This window comes from Pantoea sp. CCBC3-3-1, from assembly GCF_007981265.1.
In the GTDB taxonomy this organism is placed as follows: domain Bacteria; phylum Pseudomonadota; class Gammaproteobacteria; order Enterobacterales; family Enterobacteriaceae; genus Erwinia.
On the sequence record NZ_CP034363.1, the window covers coordinates 3,159,060 to 3,176,611 of the forward strand.

The following is a 17,552-nucleotide window of genomic DNA, read 5'->3' on the forward strand; positions in this document are numbered from 1 at the left end:
CGGTGATTATCCCCGCATTAGATTTGATTGATGGCAACGTGGTGCGCCTGCATCAGGGCGATTACGGTCAGCAGCGCGACTACGGCAGCGATCCTTTGCCGAGGCTACAGGAGTACGAAGCTCAGGGCGCTAACGTGCTGCACCTGGTGGATTTAACCGGCGCGAAAGATCCTGCTGCTCGCCAAATTCCCTTGCTGAAAAAACTGCTGGCAGGCGTACGCGTGCCGGTACAGGTCGGCGGCGGGATCCGCAGCAAAGCCGACGTGGAAGCGCTACTTGATGCCGGTGCAAGCCGCGTGGTCGTGGGTTCGACTGCGGTAAAACAGCCGGAAGAAGTGCAGAACTGGTTTAAAGAGTACGGTGCCGATGCCATTGTGCTGGCGCTGGATATCCGTATTAATGCTTCCCGCAAAGAAGTGGCGATCAGCGGCTGGCAGGAAGCGGCAGGCGTGACGCTTGAAGAGGTTATTGCGCAGTTTCAGCCTTCGGGCCTTAAACATGTGCTCTGCACTGATATCTCTCGTGACGGCACGCTGCAAGGCTCGAACGTTGAGTTATATCGTGAGATCTCGGCACGTTTTCCGCAGATCGCCTTTCAGTCTTCCGGCGGCATCGGCTCGCTGGCCGATATCAATGCGCTACGCGGCAGTGGCGCACAGGGCGTCATTGTGGGTCGTGCATTACTTGAAGGTAAATTCACCGTCTCGGAGGCTATCGAATGCTGGCAAAACGGATAATCCCCTGCCTGGACGTACGTGACGGTCAGGTGGTAAAAGGCGTGCAGTTCCGCAACCATGAAATTATCGGCGATATCGTGCCGCTGGCACAGCGCTATGCTGAGGAAGGCGCGGACGAGCTGGTTTTTTATGATATCACCGCCTCATCGGCTGGCCGCGTGGTCGACAAAAGCTGGGTTTCGCGCGTCGCTGAAGTGATTGATATTCCTTTCTGCGTGGCGGGCGGCATCAAGTCTGCGGAAGATGCCACGCAGATCCTCTCGTTTGGCGCCGATAAAATTTCCATCAACTCCCCGGCGCTGGCCGATCCCGAGCTGATCACCCGTCTCGCCGACCGTTTTGGCGTACAGTGCATTGTGGTGGGCATTGATACCTGGTACGACAGCGAAAGCGGTAAATACCATGTTAATCAATATACCGGCGACGAAAGTCGCACAAAAGTCACCACCTGGGAAACCCTCGACTGGGTACAGGAAGTGCAAAAGCGCGGCGCGGGCGAAATCGTGTTGAACATGATGAATCAGGATGGCGTGCGTAACGGCTACGATCTCATCCAGCTACAGAAAGTACGCGAAGTCTGTAAAGTCCCGCTGATCGCGTCCGGCGGCGCAGGCACCATGGAACATTTCCATGAAGCCTTCCGCGATGCGGACGTTGACGGTGCGCTGGCAGCCAGCGTCTTCCATAAGCAGATTATCAATATTGGTGAACTGAAAAAGTTCCTGGCGACTAAAGGCGTGGAGATTCGCACGTGTTAACAGAACAACAGCTGGCCCAGCTGGATTGGGTCAAAACCGACGGCATGATGCCGGCCATTGTGCAGCACGCCGTTTCCGGCGAAGTATTGATGCACGGTTATATGAACGAGCAGGCGCTGGCTAACACGCTGGAAAGCGGCAAGGTAACGTTCTGGTCGCGTACGAAACAGCGCTTATGGACCAAGGGCGAATCCTCGGGCCATTTCCTCAACGTGGTGAGCATCACGCCGGATTGTGATAACGATACGCTGCTGGTGCTGGTCAATCCTGTTGGCCCGACCTGTCATCTTGGCACATCCAGCTGCTTCTCCCCGGCCGCGCCCGACTGGACTTTCCTTTACCAGCTTGAGCAGCTGCTGGCCGAACGCAAGCATGCCGATCCGAAAAGTTCTTATACCGCCAGCCTGTACGCCAGCGGCACCAAGCGCATTGCGCAGAAAGTGGGTGAAGAAGGCGTGGAAACCGCGCTGGCAGCGACCGTTAATGACCGTTTCGAGCTGACCAACGAGGCTTCCGATCTGATTTATCACCTGCTGGTGCTGCTTCAGGATCAGGATTTGAACCTGAGCGCGATTATTAATAATCTGCGCGAGCGGCATAAATAGGTTTGCCTGCGAAAGTGGTGTAAAAATAAGGCTCCGGTAGGAGAAAGCCAGAATTAGAAGACCAGGCAACAGGCTGGGATCGGCCTTCAGGATATCAACATTGTGCTGACATGCGGCACATGCCTTGAGCTTATCAACATCCTGAAGGCCTTAGTTGACGCTGAAGATGTCCGAGGCATTCTTCAACTCCCCCTCAAACTGCCTCTTACTCAAGGAGAAAGCATGAGCACATTCGACAAGCTAACCGCGCTGCTCGACAGCCATCAGGCACGCTATAAAGTGATGGAACATGCAGCGACGGGTAAATGTGAAGAAGTGGCGGCGATCCGCGGCACCGCTGTCGGACAGGGCGCCAAAGCGCTGGTTTGCCATGTCAAAGGCAACGGCGTTAAACAGTACGTCCTGGCGGTATTGCCTGCCGACCAACAGGCTGATTTGAGTAAGGTGGCCAGAGCGGTAGACGGCCTGCGCGCCTCGCTGGCCAGCCCGGCGGAAGTGGATCGGCTGACCGACTGTGTATTTGGTGCGATACCGCCCTTCAGCTTTCACGATGAGCTGAAAGTATTAGTTGATCCCACACTGTGTGAGCGCAACAGCGAAATCGCGTTTAATGCCGGCCTGCTGGAAAAATCGATGGTGCTGGACGTGGCGGATTATCTGCGTGTTTGTGATTTCAGCCCGGCAAACATTCTTAAATAAGAATTCACAGGCTGATGTCTATCGTTTTATTTCTGCGAGTAAAAATCACCCCCCAAAATTAAACCATGCGGCCTTGCTTCAATACCCAGGTCCTACCACCGTGAAAACGCTCGCGCAACATCTGTTCGAAGAAAATGCAGAGCGAAACAGCCCGATGCTACCTGTCTGCCTGGTGAAGTACTGATTTAAATGACTAATCAGCGGCTAACGATTTATGACAAATGGTGTTTGCTAAAAAATTAACTTAGAATGCGCTATTAAGAACCCTGACGTTAAGATAATGAGAAACGGAATGGCCAGTCAAAAAATCAAAAAATTGCTCTTAAACATCCCCTCGGTTAGACATTATGTTGAAACAACCAATAATATCAGAAATGAAAATATTCGGTTAACGCATGAAATTGAAAAAAAAACCTCTTTAATTTCTCAGTCAAGAAGTCCAGCCCTGTTTAACTGTAGTGATGATTTTCTGACAGAAAGACTATTATCTCATCCAATAAAATCCCTTAGCGGATCGCTGACGCTAGCCAGCGAGCCTGCTCGCCACATCGCAAACCGGGTGGAGGTCGCAGAACGTTTAATCAAAGCCTATCATAAGGCTTTAGCCGATGAAGCGGCCTCTCCGCTTCGCCGGGAAGGTGAAGACTTATGGACGGGTTTATTACGTAATGAACTGCCGGAGTTGCTTAACGCTATAGACAGCCGTGACGCGGTAAAACTGGCCGATTTTTTAGCTAATTTTGGGACTTCTTATGTCTGGTTTGGCGGTATAACAACCTGTATTGACGGTTTCAATAAGGATTTACGTCCCGAAAGTATCGCCTTAACCTACCATGATAAACTTGTCAGCCTGGCGGAGAGCCTGGGCGTTTTACGCTACGAAAGCCCGGAATCAGGTCCATGGGGAGACAACATGCTCTCGGATAGCACCGACGTGCTGAACAGCATAGCTCATAAAATCGGCATAGATATTCATCCCCCGATGGGCATAATTCACACAGACGGCATTAAAGCAGGCAAGAGTGTTTTGCACTATCGCCATATTAACGCCCTGTATAGTGCGCTCCGGCTACATGCGCTCAATAAAAAGCAGGAAGCGGTTTGTGAATTTGGTGGCGGCCTCGGCATAACCGCTATGTATTCACTTCGCCTGGGCGTGAAAGATTATACAATTTTCGATTTACCTATTACCTGTCTGCTTGCCGGGCATTATCTTATTCATGCCATTGGCGAAAATAATGTCGTGCTCTATGGCGAGGAAGCAAAGGAAAATGCTGTGAAGCTGCTGCCTTATTGGGAATGTCAAAAACAGGATGATAACAGATTTTCCTATGCTCTGAATCAGGACAGCCTACCTGAAATTTCAGACAACCTTATTAAGGAATATTTAACACAGATAAAGAAAATGGTAGCTAAAGGATTTCTTAGTATTAATCACGAGTGCTTTCATCCTCGCACAGTAATGCGTTTTACCGAGGAGTCCGGCGGATTTGAGCTTTTACACCGTTCTAAATGTTGGGTGCGGGATGGCTATGTAGAAGAGTTTTATACTTTACAAAATTGATGACAGGCTTATAAAAATGGAACAAAAAGTTCAGGCTGCTTTTGGGGCATGCTTTAAAAAAGGTAACAGGTCAGTTTATCTGGCGGTAATACTATTCTCTTTCCTGTTGCTGTCAGCCATATTTTACATAAAACCTCCATTTGGTTCCCCGGATGAAGCGACACATCTTTTCAGAGCAGATAGCCTGGCGCAGGGCTATATCTTGCTTGAGCCCACAGGGAAAGACGGTACTACCGGTGGTGAAGTTAATGGCTCACTGGGCAAAGCGGTGCTGAAATACAGTGACTATGTACACACTCACTCGTATAGAGGAAGTGATAAGTTCATTGAAGAATTAAAGTCGTTAAAGTGGGAAAGTAAAAATGCGGAGATTGGACTACCGACAACGGCCTTTTATATGCCCTTTGTCTATATCCCTCAGGCTGTGTCTTTTTATGTGGGTGAAAAGCTGAATCTCAGCGTTTATTCAACCTACGCGCTAATAAATTACGTTACCTTTGGTATATGCATTATAATTTTTTTAGCTGCTTACAGAATATACCCTATTCCTCTTTTCTCGCTTTGCCTGATACTCATGCCGATGTCGGTTTATCAGATTTTTTCGCCCACTATTGATGGCATAAGTCTTGCGCTTACCTGCCTGGGCATGTCATTTTTTATGACGTTGCTTAACAGTGGGAATAATGATACCGAGAAAAACTGGCGATACATCCTGTCAGGTCTGGCACTGTGCATTATTATTGTAATCGGCAGCCGCGCCAATTTAATTTGCATGGTATTGATTCCGCTGTGGCTGTTCTTCATTTCCAGAAAAAAAACGTATTTGGCGGTATTTCTTATTGTATCCGTTATTACACTGGGCTGGATTGGTTATTCGATAACAAGCTCTTATGACCCCTCATCGGTGAAGCATGGCGGATTAAGCAATGCACAGATAATCGCCTACTACATCAAGAACCCCCTGGTTACCCTGAATATAGCGATCGGTACTTTTACAAACAGTGACAAGCTATTCTTTTACTATAACTCATTGATAGGAAACCTGGCGTGGCTTGACGCCCCCATCCATAAAACAATCCGTAACCTTTTCGCTACGTTACTGGTGGCTTCATTACTGGCACATCTGGTAGTCGGAAAATTAAAGACAAGCCGCGCGACAGCATTTCTAATCGCCATACTGGCTGTTGCATCGCTTACCTTAATTTTCGCAGCGCTGCTGGTTCAATGGTCTACCTTCCCAACCGAGGAAATAGATGGCGTTCAGGGAAGATATTTTATTATTCCCTTAGTAATTCTGGGGTACGCGCTGCCGCAGCTCAGATTCAATAAAAAAGCCACTGCCCTGATACTGGTTAGCCTGTCAGTTGTTTCTGTTGCTACTATTTATGTCACGCTTAATCAGCGCTATCATACGACTATTGATATTCCGCAAGAACGCGACGTGAAGCGTGACGGGACTATTTATAACCTTGACGGCGAAAACCATTTACAGTTTGGGATAAGCACCCCTAATGGCAAAGTCAAAAATGTCAATGTGTTAATGGCCAACTATCGCAGAACAGCTAAAGGCATAGTTTCTTTACATGTCTGCTCAGAAGGTAACTGTGTCGATGCCAGTTCCGATATCAGCAACCGGCCTGATAACGCCTACTACAGGTTTAAATTTGATAAACCTTTAAAAATCACTAACGGAGCAGTAACGATGGATTTCTCTTTCAAAAAAGTTGGTAATTCCTCTCCGGCGGCGTTATGGCTGTTTGAACAAAAAGATGACGAAACGATCCAAATTCCTAAAATGCAGTTTAAGTATAGCAGTATTAAATAATGGTTCTGTAGGTCATACAGATAACATTTAAGCGTGACCATAAAAAAGCTATCCGGTGCCTGGCCCGGATAGCCAGCAGAATCAATACCCCTGGTAATATTTGCAGCAAGAACAGCCACCGCCGTAGCTAACGATAATAATTAGGCTGTATTGATAAAAAAAAAGCCGATAGCATACGCTAACGGCTCTTTTTTTAAAGACCATTTATCTGTAAATGAAACTAAGATTTTACGGCAATGATGATTCCGATCATAATTAGGGCTACCCCGAAAAAATACTGATAGGTGAATTTTTCGCCCAAAAACAGATAACTTCCAATAGGGACGATGGCAAAAGCAAGCGCCATCAGGGGATAGGCCTTGCCCAGCTCTATCTTTTGCAAAACCCAGACCCACGCTATCGTCGTAATACCATAAAGCGCAAAGGCACAAAATAATATTGCCAGCGCGTTAAAAGAAAACATGGTGCCACTTTTATGCATAGCGATGGCGCTAAGCTTAAACATTATTTGCCCTGCGGCAATACCAAGAACGCACAATAGCGCGACTAAATAAAACATGATTACTTATACCTGCGATGGAAAGCTCTTTTAGGCGTGTTTGCCACATCATGACCGACAAAAGCCATAATAAACTGTATGCCGATAATAATTGGTAATGCGGCTAACATTATAGCACCGGACGTTGTAGGAATACCGCTCTGGATAGAGTGAACCCAGTGCGAAATACCGGTACAAAATCCAAAAAGCAACATTAGCAGCCCAACAGGTAACTCTATCGAAGCCAGGGACATGTCGCGCAGGTAGTAATTATAAAAAACCCTCTTACAAAAATTCCTGCCGTGTTTAAACAAAAAATCGCCGATAATTTTAGAAATCTTTAGATTAGATACTTCTTCTTCATACTTGGCATGCATAGGGATATCGATCACAACAGCTTTTAGTGTATTAAGTCTGAAAAGCATGTCAGATTCGAAAAAATATCTCTTACTTATTTTATTTAACGGCAGGTTTTTAATAACATCTTTATGGATTGCCGTATATCCATTCGTCGGATCGAATATATTCCAGTAACCCGAAGATATTTTCGTCATAAAGGACAAAACTGCATTGCCAAACAGCCTAATTTTAGGCATGGCCATAATGTTTTCAAGATTGAAGAAGCGGTTACCTTTAGTGTAATCGGCTTCACCACTTATAATAGGCGCGATAAATTCGCACAGTAAAGACGGATCCATCTGCCCATCGCCATCAATCTTAACAATGACGTCAATATCGTCTGCTAAAGCTGCACTGTAGCCATGCATTACTGCTCCGCCAACGCCCTGATTAACGCTGTTACGCAGGACTGTTACTCTCAAATCCGTATTATTTTCTTCAATAAAATCGCCAGATCCTTCCGGGCAACAATCATCTACGGCATAAATTTTGTCCACTTCAGGTCCAATAGCCTGAATCACCCCTAAGATGTGGCTTTTTACCTTATAACAGGGGATAACAACAGCAACAGCGATCTTTTTACTCATAGAGATTCCTTAAAGTGACAAAGGGAGAAAGTCCTTTTATAAAATAAAGGAACAGACTAATAAAATTTGTCTCACAGGTAAACTAAGTTCTTATGTAATTTCAGGCTGGATGAACCTGAAAATATGATGGTGGATCGCGACCAATGACGAAAGAGGCTTGATTTGAGGCACGTTAACCTAAAAGATGATAATTGATCGCGCTCGATTATTTGAAGACAGGGGGTGAAATTATATTTATATGACAAAAGGGCTTCAGAATGAAGCCCCTGGAATTACTCATGTAGCAGCTAAAATTAATCCAGCCACTCGGTGTGGAACACACCTTCTTTATCAGTACGCTTGTAGGTGTGCGCACCGAAGTAGTCACGCTGAGCCTGAATCAGGTTCGCTGGCAGCACCGCAGAACGGTAGCTGTCGTAGTATGCGATTGCAGCAGAGAAGGTTGGCGTTGGAATACCGTTCTGAACGGCATAGGCCACAACGTCACGCAGCGCCTGCTGGTATTCATCCGCGATGTTTTTGAAGTATGGCGCCAGCAGCAGGTTAGCGATTTCTGCATTGTCTGCATAAGCATCGGTAATTTTCTGCAGGAACTGCGCGCGGATGATGCAACCAGCACGGAAGATCTTAGCAATCTCACCGTAGTGCAGATCCCAGTTGTTTTCGTCAGAAGCCGCTTTCAGCTGAGAGAAGCCCTGCGCGTAAGAAACGATTTTGCCCAGGTACAGCGCGCGACGCACTTTCTCTACAAACTCCGCTTTTTCGCCGCTGATAGTCTGCACGGTTGGACCGCTCAGAACTTTAGAAGCCGCAACACGCTGGGTTTTCAGAGAAGAAAGGTAGCGGGCAAACACGGATTCGGTGATCAGGGACAGAGGCTCGCCCAGGTCCAGAGAGCTCTGGCTGGTCCATTTGCCGGTGCCTTTGTTCGCCGCTTCATCCAGAATAACGTCAACCAGGTATTTACCGTCTTCATCTTTTTTCGTGAAGATGTCTTTGGTGATGTCGATCAGGTAACTGCTCAGTTCGCCTTCGTTCCACTCGCTGAAGGTCTTCGCCAGATCTTCGTTGCTCAGGTTCAGGGCATTTTTCAGCAGGGAATAGGCTTCAGCAATCAGCTGCATGTCGCCGTATTCGATACCGTTATGCACCATCTTCACATAATGACCCGCGCCGTCCGGACCAATGTATGCAACGCAAGCTTCACCTTCTGCGCGGGCAGCAATCTTATCCAGGATTGGCGCAACCAGCTCATAAGCTTCTTTCTGACCGCCAGGCATGATAGATGGACCTTTCAGCGCACCCTCTTCGCCGCCGGAAACACCGGTACCGATAAAGTTGAAGCCCTGCTCAGACAGCTCGCGGTTACGACGAATAGTGTCTTTATAGAAGGTGTTGCCGCCGTCGATCAGGATGTCGCCTTTATCCAGATGTGGAGTCAGAGAAGCGATGGTTTTGTCGGTCGCTTCACCTGCCTGTACCATCAGCAGAATACGACGCGGTTTCTCAAGGGATTCAACAAACTCTTCGATGGTGTAGTAAGGAGCCAGCTTTTTGCCTTCGTTTTCTGCGATGACTTCATCGGTCTTTTCGCGTGAACGGTTAAAGATGGAAACGGTATAGCCGCGGCTCTCAATGTTAAGAGCGAGGTTACGGCCCATTACTGCCATACCTACAACGCCGATCTGTTGCTTGGACATTACATACTCCTGTCTGGGGATTACATAGACTTAAAGCCCGTATTCAATTCATATTAACTGAAGAGTAAGGGCTGTTGGTAGCAATAGGTGTGATAGGTATCTAAAATGTTCCGGGTAACATGCTTACTATTTAAACGATGCCACCTCAAAACGTTTTTATCAGACCATTTTCCAACCATTTTTATGAAAGAACTTAATCATTGAAGAGGTAAACAACATAATATGTTTAAGCCCTTTTCGTGAAGCATTACCGCCATGATGAACGACTTCCACTTGTGGAACATAGGCAACTTTTGTCAGTCTGGCCGCGCGCCAACTCAGATCGGTATCTTCAAAATAGAGAAAATAGTCAGGGTCAAACCCGCGCAGTTCTTGCAGGACGCTGTTTCTGAAAAACATAAAGCAACCACTAACTATAGGGGGATTCCAGTAGACATTATCCAGGGTAATATCCTCAGCCATATTATAGTTAGCAAGCCGTTTTTTTAAGATTTTCCTTATAAAGGATGGCGCGAATCCACGTAGCAAAAGGGTAAAAACACTGGGATAACGCTTACATAAAAATTGTCTCTCGCCATTACGCCAGCGAGCAAGGGGTGAGAGTAGGCCACATTCAGGATGTGAGCTTAGAAAATCCAGGGCTACCGCAAGTGTATTTTCATGCAAAATAATATCCGGGTTAAGGATGAGGTGATAGTCTGCATTTGCATTCATAGCAAGGTTATGAGCACGTCCATAGCCAAGGTTTTCACCGGCAATAATAACCTCGCAGAAACAATACTTTTCTTCCAGAACGCGGTGGCGCTCATTTTTTTCTTTATAGCCGTTTTCGATCAGGATCACTTCAAAACGCGTAGCCTGACAATGCTTAAATGCAGTTTCCAGTGACCCCATCAGGGCAAAAATGTCATCATCAATATAGTAAGTTACAACAGAGACACGCAGGATCCTGCTTGCAGTAGCGGAATTTAACTCATCAACATTGTCGGAAATTTTCATTTCAATTCACACTTACCTGATTTGCTATTTATGCCGTCCCGACATCCCCGAATGATAGCTTTGATATTTTTGAATCTTTGCCCGGCAAACAATAACAAAATAGTCATTTTGATAGCAAGTTTATAGCAATCTACAATTTTCCAGCTCACCGGGATAAATTTTCTTTTATAAAGAAGAATAGCATTTCTTACCATATAGTAGTGGCGCTGAGGAGAATGCACGGCAACATTTCGCCCCATGAAAGCTATATTATTATCACCCAACGCATGATGCATCTGTGCAGAAAAGCAGCCATATGAGCGTAAACCTTTTGCCCTGGCACGGAGCGCCCATTCTATATCAACATAATCAATAAAAAGAGACGCGTCCATCAGACCCGTCACTGCCAACGCACGCACAGGGATCAGAGAACCTGAGGCAATCAAATGATCAACTTCAACGATGTTGCTGCTGTCATTTTGCGCCATTTTAATGATGCTCAATCCCTCAACACGGATAAAACGCGCCTGGGAAGCCTTTTGTCCATTAGTAAAGTTAGGGCCGATTGCCGCCGCGTCAGTTAACATTGAAAAACCCCGGACCAGCTCCTCAACCATATTTTCGGCAGGCAGGCTGTCCTGATCCATAAGCAGGACATAAGCGTAACCCTGCTCTATCGCTCTGGTAATTCCGTGGTTTTGCGCGGCAGCGATGCCGAGATTTTCTTGCATTTTCAGCAAAGAGACATTATCCGGGCAGCCTGAGATATACGCCTCCAGCGCTGCCACATTTTCTGAACCATTATCGACAATAACGACATCTACATTGCTGTTGAGCAAGACAGCAACCTGGCGGGATAAGTCTTTAATGACAGGCTGCCAGGTGACCGTTATGGCCAAAATTTTCTCGTTCACTTTACATTACCCTGATTAAAAAGGGCCAGAGGCCCTTTTTTCAGTGAGCCGAACGGTAAATCTCTACCAGTTCTTCATATTGTTCATCGAATGAGCGAATATGGGAGTGCGGAAGGTCTTCCATCTTTCCAGCAGGAAGCTGCCTGAAGTGAGCTATCGTAGCGACGATGGCTTTTTCAAGTTCTTCGGCATTATTATTGAACGGTATGATCGTTCCATTACGTCCTTCAATAATGTCTTCAGCCGCACCTCCTGCATCGGAGGTGATAACCCATACGTTACGCACCAGCGCTTCGCGCACCGTCAAACCGAAGCTCTCTTTTGACTGAGTAGGATAAATCAGAACATCAATACTGTTATAAAAATCATCCATTGTTTCCTGGCTAAAAGCCGGGGCCAACTGATAATTTTTGAAGTTCGCAAGGTCCGACTCGCTAAAGGAAGAGAAGCCCAGCGCGAGAGTGTTATCGATAATAGTCAGCGCCGCATCTTGGGCCGAAATATTTTTGAAAGCAGCCTTGAGAAGGTGGAAGCCTTTGATTTCAGTATTACCGCCCAGGTAACCAAAGCGAAGCGTAGTAGGCCTGGTTCTTTCGATGTTGACAGCTGGATAATTTACACCGTTTTTGTTGACCGAGATTTCCTTAAACCCTTCGCTTTTATAAAGGTCGCGACAGAAGGCTCCAGGCGCCAGCAAAACAGAAGCAAGAGAAAGCGCATCACGCTTTTTCTGATTATAGTAAATTTTATTTTTATCGCGCTCGTCGGCAGGATGCTTGTCCTGATAACTCAAAATAAACTGGTGTTCATATAGCCACCAGTAATCATGCGTTGTGACAATCACAGGGATTTGCCTCTCAGCACACATCTCAAGCATCGTCACGCCTAATCCCTGAATCGAATGGAAATGAACCGCATCGGGTTTAACAATATCCAAAACTTGAGAAAAGGCAGGCTCGATTTTACGATTAACTATGTGTTCATTTGGTTGCAATATACGCGGCAGGCCAATCCCAAAACATTCATGATCCCATGACTGATAACGACGTAATTCATACGCGGGCACATACTCTTCAGATAACGACGTTAAAACATGGATATTTATATCTTCGTTACTGGCAAAGCGCTTATTAATTTCCTCTGCCACCACTGTCGCGCCGCCGAATGAGCGAGGATTATAGTAGCAATTTACCGAAAGAATATTTTTCTTGTCGTTTTCATTCAAACGAGCATAGTCAGAAATAATATTTTTTACTTGTTCATGCGCAATATTTTCGGGTAAGTAGTGCTCATAAACAGAATGGTAGGCCTGTGCACCCACTTTAGTACGCAGCGTTTCCGACTCTATCAGCTGCATTAACACATCTTCCCATTCCTGCGGTGTTTCGCAAAGAAAACCATTCTCACCATGTTTGATAACACGGCTAAAAGTGGGCCTCGGTGAGCAAACGCTTGGTATAGAAAGTATAGATGCTTCGATATACTTAATATTACTTTTCGAATAGTTAAATATGTAATCTTCCAGGGGGGCAAGACTGATATCACATTCAGCAAGAACTTTTAAATAATCGCGGTATGGGCATAAATCAATATATTCAACTTGCGCTTCAACCTCTTTGAATGAGGCAGGTAAATCAAGATTGCCGATTAATCTGAAATGGACGTTCTTGTTTTGCCTAAGGACACTCACTATTGCATCAGCGGCTTCTAAAAAATCAATATTATGGGTGGTCGTGCCCGAACCGTAAACAATTCTTATAATACCATCTTCAAGACTTTTTCTGCCGGTGGTAATCGATTCAGCCGCTGTAATGGTTTCTGGATCAAGCGCATTTTCGACAACGTAAGCATATTTAGCCCCGGCTTTTACCATTTCGTCAGCCAGATGCTGGGTAGAAGCAATAGCGCCGCTACACTGTAGCATAGCACTTTTATAAAGGTGTGCGCCGTCAAGAAGCCCATTATAAGTGGCCGTATCCAGAGCCTGTAATGTTTTGCTGTTACGCAAAATTTCGGCGTCGAAAATCAGATCATCCACTTCCCATAAGGTCGTTATATTGAGGCGCTTGCACTCAGCAAAGACCGGATCAAGGCTGGCAAAACCAGGCACACGATAAAATATTACCAGCGTATGCGACTGCATTGCTTTAATGCATTCGTTTTGGTGGCTCCATGGCAAAACGGTGACTTCAATACCGAGTCGATTGAAAAGTTCAACTTTCTGATCAACGCGATACTTTTTACATTGCGGGATAGAAACTTCCGCGATAATAAGAACTTTAGGAATGAGTAGCGCCTCAGCGCGTAACGTGACGGGAGCAAGGGCCTTCGACTCAACCACTGCAGAAAGCTGTTGCAGTTGATTAATATAACGAAGCTTATTGATCAAGCCACGAAAACCATGCTGGTTATAAATATTTTTTGCCCGATTAATACTCTCGCTCAAACCGTAATCTCTGACGATTTGGCCTGAAAGATCTACACCTTTTTTTACTTTGCGTAAATGTGTAGCTGACTTGCGCAGAGGTTGAGTTACTTTCCAGCTCGTTGATGTCAGTAAGGCATGATTATCATGAGATAATCTATGTATTAACTCATCTTTCTCAGCAACCTGTTGGCGCAGTTTTTCTTCATTTTCTTTGTAATGAGTAATATCTGCTTTAAGCCTTCTAATTTCATCAAGATTCTTACTTAATTTCTTTTCAGCACTGCTCAGATTTTCTTTAACTTCTTTCCATTCCATTTCAGGGAAAGTTGGCAGGTTCCGCCATGGATTATTGAACTGGTCCTGAGGCTCGTTAAAGGAGCCGTGGATATTACTATGGCCCTGTACGACGGTTTCAACTTCGCCGGCAATTACACGCGGCCCCAGAATATTACTTTCTTTTTTTCTTTTTTGAATGATGCATAGTGAATTTACGAAAGTAACGGAATGAATTTCACTGTAATCAACGGTATCGAAATCGATACAGTCGTAGTGTTCATAAAACGGTCGTAAATAGTCTTTTTCCTGCTTGTTACTTCCCCAATGCTCATGATTGGGAATATCACCCAGCTTTTTCAAAAAAGCCATTGAAGAATAGGGATCATACAGGCCACCTTCAAAATTTAGCCAGTAGCTACAATGAAGGTCTTCAATAATATAAAAACCATCCTCTTCTATTAGGGGGAAATAGAGAAGGAAAGATTTGATGATATCAGAAGAATCGTGCGATCCATCATCAACAATGACATCAAAACGCGGTGAAATTTCTGCAATACAGTTTCTAACTTTCGCTGTAGAAGAATTCCCAATGACCAGGCTTATCTTTGTGTTGTCATATTCCAGTGACGCACACTTTTCGTTGATATCGCAACCGATAATGTTATTAGCATTCGGAAAATATTTAGACCAAATCTCCAGGGAACCGCCATTTTGCACGCCAATTTCAAGGAAATTTACCGGCTTTTCCTGTAGAGGAGAAAGGAATTCATGGTAGGTTTCTAAATAAATCGTCCATTTGTCGGAAGATTTTCCATGATGATTTTCGTAGAGTTCAAAAAGTGTCTTCATTTGATTTCCATCTTAACTTCATCAAATTTTATACCTACCAGTCCCCAACGTACTTCACTGGATGAAACATTGATAATTAGTGCATCATGAAGCAAGTGGTGCTGTACATGGTTATTAATATCGCCATTAGCCAATGACACCATCATGGCATATTCACCGTTTGGTAGCATAGGGAGCGTAAACGTATATTCAGCTTTAATTTTGTCGCCAGCCGTAACAGGCACTGGATTACGCGCGGTGAAGGGCAACGTATTTTCACCAAAAAGAACCTGTCCCAGGCGATCTTTTACCAGAAAACCAATAATGGGAGCGTCAAACTCCTGATGAACCGTTGCTTCAACAGTCAGCTTAACCGCTTCGCCACCCTTATAGATGTGTCGGGTATTGCCAGTTTTTATATCAGCGAAGGAAACGGAATTTATTTCACCCCCTCCTGTTTTCCAGCCATTGGCTTCGGAAAGGTTATTTTCGATACCGTACTGGGTATTATAATTTATCGCTGACTCAAGTGCTGCCGCTTCGTTATCGTTTCCGGTAGCAATCGGTTGAGCATCTTCGGACATCGGTGCTGCTTTCAGGCTTTCAAGCTTAGCTTCATCACCATAAACTTCCTGAAGCGTGTATTGCAGGTATTTTTCCGCAATATCTTTCGCCTTGCCGGAGGTTATCATTTTTCCCTGATGAAGCCAGATGGCCTTATCACAGAGGTTGATCACCGAGCTGGTATCGTGACTGACAAAAAGCAGCGTGCCGTTTTCTTTAAATTTACGGATAAAGCGCATACATTTTTGCGTAAACACGGCGTCTCCGACGGCCAATGCTTCGTCCACCACTAATATGTCGGCGTCAACGTGCGCTATAACGGCAAATGCGAGACGGACATACATGCCACTGGAGTAGGTTTTTACCGGCTGATCTATATGTTCGCCGATTTCGGCAAAGGCCAGGATGCTTTCATAGCGGTCCCGGATTTGTTCATTGGTCAGGCCATAAAGTGACGCGGCCATAAAGACATTTTCATGTCCGGTAAATTCCGGGTTAAAGCCTGCACCCAGTTCCAGCAAGGCGGCGATTTTACCCCCGACCTTCACCTGTCCATCTGTTGGGTTCAACGTCCCGCAGATCATTTGTAACAGCGTCGATTTTCCGGAACCGTTTCTTCCAATAATCCCGACCGTCTCTCCCTTTTTCAAGGTGAAGGAAACATCATTCAGCGCCCAGAAATCGCGATAGAGCTTTTTTCGGCTGCGATAAAACATCTGTAATAGCCGATCTTTAGGGGAGTCGTAGATTTGATAACACTTACTGAGTCCCTGAACGGTAATGATATCTTCAGATGACATCTGCAAACCCCTTGCGCGTTTTCTGGAAAAAGTAAAAACCGGCCCAGGCAATAACAGTGCTTATTACAAAGCCGATCAGCCAGGACGTCATATCGGGAATTATTCCCCAATACATTACCGCCCTGGCCTGTTCAATAAAGTGTGCAAGTGGGTTTAATAACAGCCATGAGCGGATGCTGGCCGGTAGAGCAGACGTCGGGAAAAATATAGGCGAAAGGAACATCAACACCATAGTTATGATACCGACAAGCTGACTGACATCACGAATATAAACGCCTAATGCAGCCAGAAACCAACTCAGCCCCATCGTCAATAATATCAGAGGTATCAGCACCAGCGGCAGCAGCAGCAGCGTCAGATGCGGAATGCCCACTTCAATAACGTAAAACACCAGCCAGACTACGCAGCTGATAAAAAAGTGAAATAGCGCTGCGCCCATATTAACCCACGTTAATATTTCCAGCGGGAATATCACCTTTTTAACATAGTTCGCATTAGCAATAATTGTGCCTGGAGCCTTGTTAATACATTCGGAAAAAAGATTGAAAATAATTAAACCTGAGAATAAAACCAGCGCAAAAGCCGATTTAGATGTTTGACCTTCACTCCATTTAGCCTGAAACACTACGCTAAACACGAAGGTGTAAACCACGAGCATTAATACGGGCGTAAAAAAGGACCATAGCAGGCCCAGCATTGAACCCCGATATCGGCTGATCACTTCTCTTTTTGTTAGCGTGTAAATTAAACGACGATGTATCAGCATCGTCTTAACCAGGGCACCCGGTGTTTTTGCCTGTTCGTTCATTTAGAAAACCTCTGCATCCTGAAGACGAGGTGCGTGCTGGTCTTTGTCGGAAAGAAGAACGTCTGAGATTTTCCAGTCAATTGCGATATCAGGATCGTTCCATACGATGGAGCGCTCGCTTTCTTTGGCATAGTAATTAGTAGTTTTATAAACAAACTCTGCGGTTTCAGTTAGCGTGACAAAACCGTGTGCAAAACCGGCAGGGATCCATAACTGCCGTTTATTTTCAGCGCTCAGCTCCACCCCTACCCACTGTCCGAACGTGGCTGAACCCTTGCGGATATCGACCGCAACATCAAATACTTCACCTTCGACGCAACGCACCAGTTTACCCTGAGCATTTGGATTTAACTGATAATGCAGCCCGCGTAATACGCCCCGCGATGATTTTGAATGATTATCCTGCACAAAGCTGACGGAAGTCCCCACCGCTTCATCGAAAAATTTTTGGCTGAAGCTTTCAAAAAAGAAGCCGCGATGATCGCCAAAGACCGTTGGCTCAAAGATCAGGACATCGGTTAAAGACGTAGTAATAACCTTCACG

The 17,552-nt window shown here is 45.6% G+C and carries 15 protein-coding genes; 6 read left to right on the forward strand and 9 right to left on the reverse strand.

All coding sequences use genetic code 11. The features are described from left to right. Positions 1-2: 2 nt before the first annotated feature. The 6 genes from hisA to EHV07_RS14950 all read left to right on the forward strand — a co-directional run bounded on the left by hisA (position 3) and on the right by EHV07_RS14950 (position 6,188). Positions 3-737, forward strand: coding sequence for a 1-(5-phosphoribosyl)-5-[(5-phosphoribosylamino)methylideneamino]imidazole-4-carboxamide isomerase (hisA, locus tag EHV07_RS14925; protein ID WP_147198794.1), 735 nt, complete (start codon positions 3-5; stop codon positions 735-737). Then, positions 719-1,495, forward strand: coding sequence for an imidazole glycerol phosphate synthase subunit HisF (gene hisF, locus EHV07_RS14930; RefSeq protein WP_147198795.1), 777 nt, complete (start codon positions 719-721; stop codon positions 1,493-1,495). The genes hisA and hisF overlap by 19 nt, the downstream gene beginning before the upstream one ends. Beyond that, positions 1,489-2,100 (forward strand): bifunctional phosphoribosyl-AMP cyclohydrolase/phosphoribosyl-ATP diphosphatase HisIE, encoded by a 612-nt coding sequence (gene hisIE, locus EHV07_RS14935; protein ID WP_147198796.1) that lies wholly within the window; start codon positions 1,489-1,491, stop codon positions 2,098-2,100. The genes hisF and hisIE overlap by 7 nt, the downstream gene beginning before the upstream one ends. Before the next feature lie 222 nt (positions 2,101-2,322). Then, a complete protein-coding gene (locus EHV07_RS14940) occupies positions 2,323-2,799 on the forward strand; it encodes a YbaK/prolyl-tRNA synthetase associated domain-containing protein (protein ID WP_147198797.1) in 477 nt (158 codons plus the stop codon). A 292-nt stretch (positions 2,800-3,091) separates the two neighbouring features. Next, entirely contained in the window at positions 3,092-4,363 is a 1,272-nt protein-coding gene (locus EHV07_RS14945; protein ID WP_168199637.1) for a putative sugar O-methyltransferase, read from the forward strand. A gap of 16 nt (positions 4,364-4,379) precedes the next feature. After that, positions 4,380-6,188 (forward strand): DUF2142 domain-containing protein, encoded by a 1,809-nt coding sequence (locus EHV07_RS14950; protein ID WP_147198799.1) that lies wholly within the window; start codon positions 4,380-4,382, stop codon positions 6,186-6,188. Between the two features lie 220 nt (positions 6,189-6,408). Here the strand turns inward: EHV07_RS14950 and EHV07_RS14955 are convergent, their stop codons facing one another. From EHV07_RS14955 to rfbC, 9 genes are all read right to left on the reverse strand, one after another. Next, positions 6,409-6,747 (reverse strand): EamA family transporter, encoded by a 339-nt coding sequence (locus tag EHV07_RS14955; RefSeq protein WP_147198800.1) that lies wholly within the window; start codon positions 6,745-6,747, stop codon positions 6,409-6,411. A gap of 2 nt (positions 6,748-6,749) precedes the next feature. Next, on the reverse strand, positions 6,750-7,712 hold the full coding sequence (locus tag EHV07_RS14960; RefSeq protein ID WP_147198801.1) for a glycosyltransferase family 2 protein: 963 nt from the start codon (positions 7,710-7,712) through the stop codon (positions 6,750-6,752). A 293-nt stretch (positions 7,713-8,005) separates the two neighbouring features. Next, positions 8,006-9,412 (reverse strand): NADP-dependent phosphogluconate dehydrogenase, encoded by a 1,407-nt coding sequence (gndA, locus tag EHV07_RS14965; protein WP_147198802.1) that lies wholly within the window; start codon positions 9,410-9,412, stop codon positions 8,006-8,008. A gap of 159 nt (positions 9,413-9,571) precedes the next feature. Continuing rightward, positions 9,572-10,411, reverse strand: a complete 840-nt coding sequence (locus tag EHV07_RS14970) for a glycosyltransferase family 2 protein (protein WP_147198803.1) — start codon at positions 10,409-10,411, stop codon at positions 9,572-9,574. Further along, positions 10,408-11,304: a glycosyltransferase family 2 protein gene (locus EHV07_RS14975; protein ID WP_147198804.1), complete on the reverse strand. Its 897-nt coding sequence runs from the start codon at positions 11,302-11,304 to the stop codon at positions 10,408-10,410. Before EHV07_RS14975 ends, EHV07_RS14970 begins: the two co-directional genes overlap by 4 nt. Before the next feature lie 40 nt (positions 11,305-11,344). Next, the gene (locus EHV07_RS14980; protein ID WP_147198805.1) at positions 11,345-14,857 is read right to left on the reverse strand and encodes a glycosyltransferase; all 3,513 of its coding nucleotides are present in this window, start codon (positions 14,855-14,857) and stop codon (positions 11,345-11,347) included. Continuing rightward, the gene (locus EHV07_RS14985; protein ID WP_147198806.1) at positions 14,854-16,200 is read right to left on the reverse strand and encodes an ABC transporter ATP-binding protein; all 1,347 of its coding nucleotides are present in this window, start codon (positions 16,198-16,200) and stop codon (positions 14,854-14,856) included. Before EHV07_RS14985 ends, EHV07_RS14980 begins: the two co-directional genes overlap by 4 nt. After that, the gene (locus tag EHV07_RS14990; protein ID WP_147198807.1) at positions 16,190-17,008 is read right to left on the reverse strand and encodes an ABC transporter permease; all 819 of its coding nucleotides are present in this window, start codon (positions 17,006-17,008) and stop codon (positions 16,190-16,192) included. The genes EHV07_RS14985 and EHV07_RS14990 overlap by 11 nt, the downstream gene beginning before the upstream one ends. After that, positions 17,009-17,551 carry a dTDP-4-dehydrorhamnose 3,5-epimerase gene (gene rfbC, locus EHV07_RS14995; RefSeq protein ID WP_147198808.1) on the reverse strand — a complete coding sequence of 181 codons (543 nt, stop codon included), beginning with the start codon at positions 17,549-17,551 and terminating at the stop codon, positions 17,009-17,011. Position 17,552: the final 1 nt, after the last annotated feature.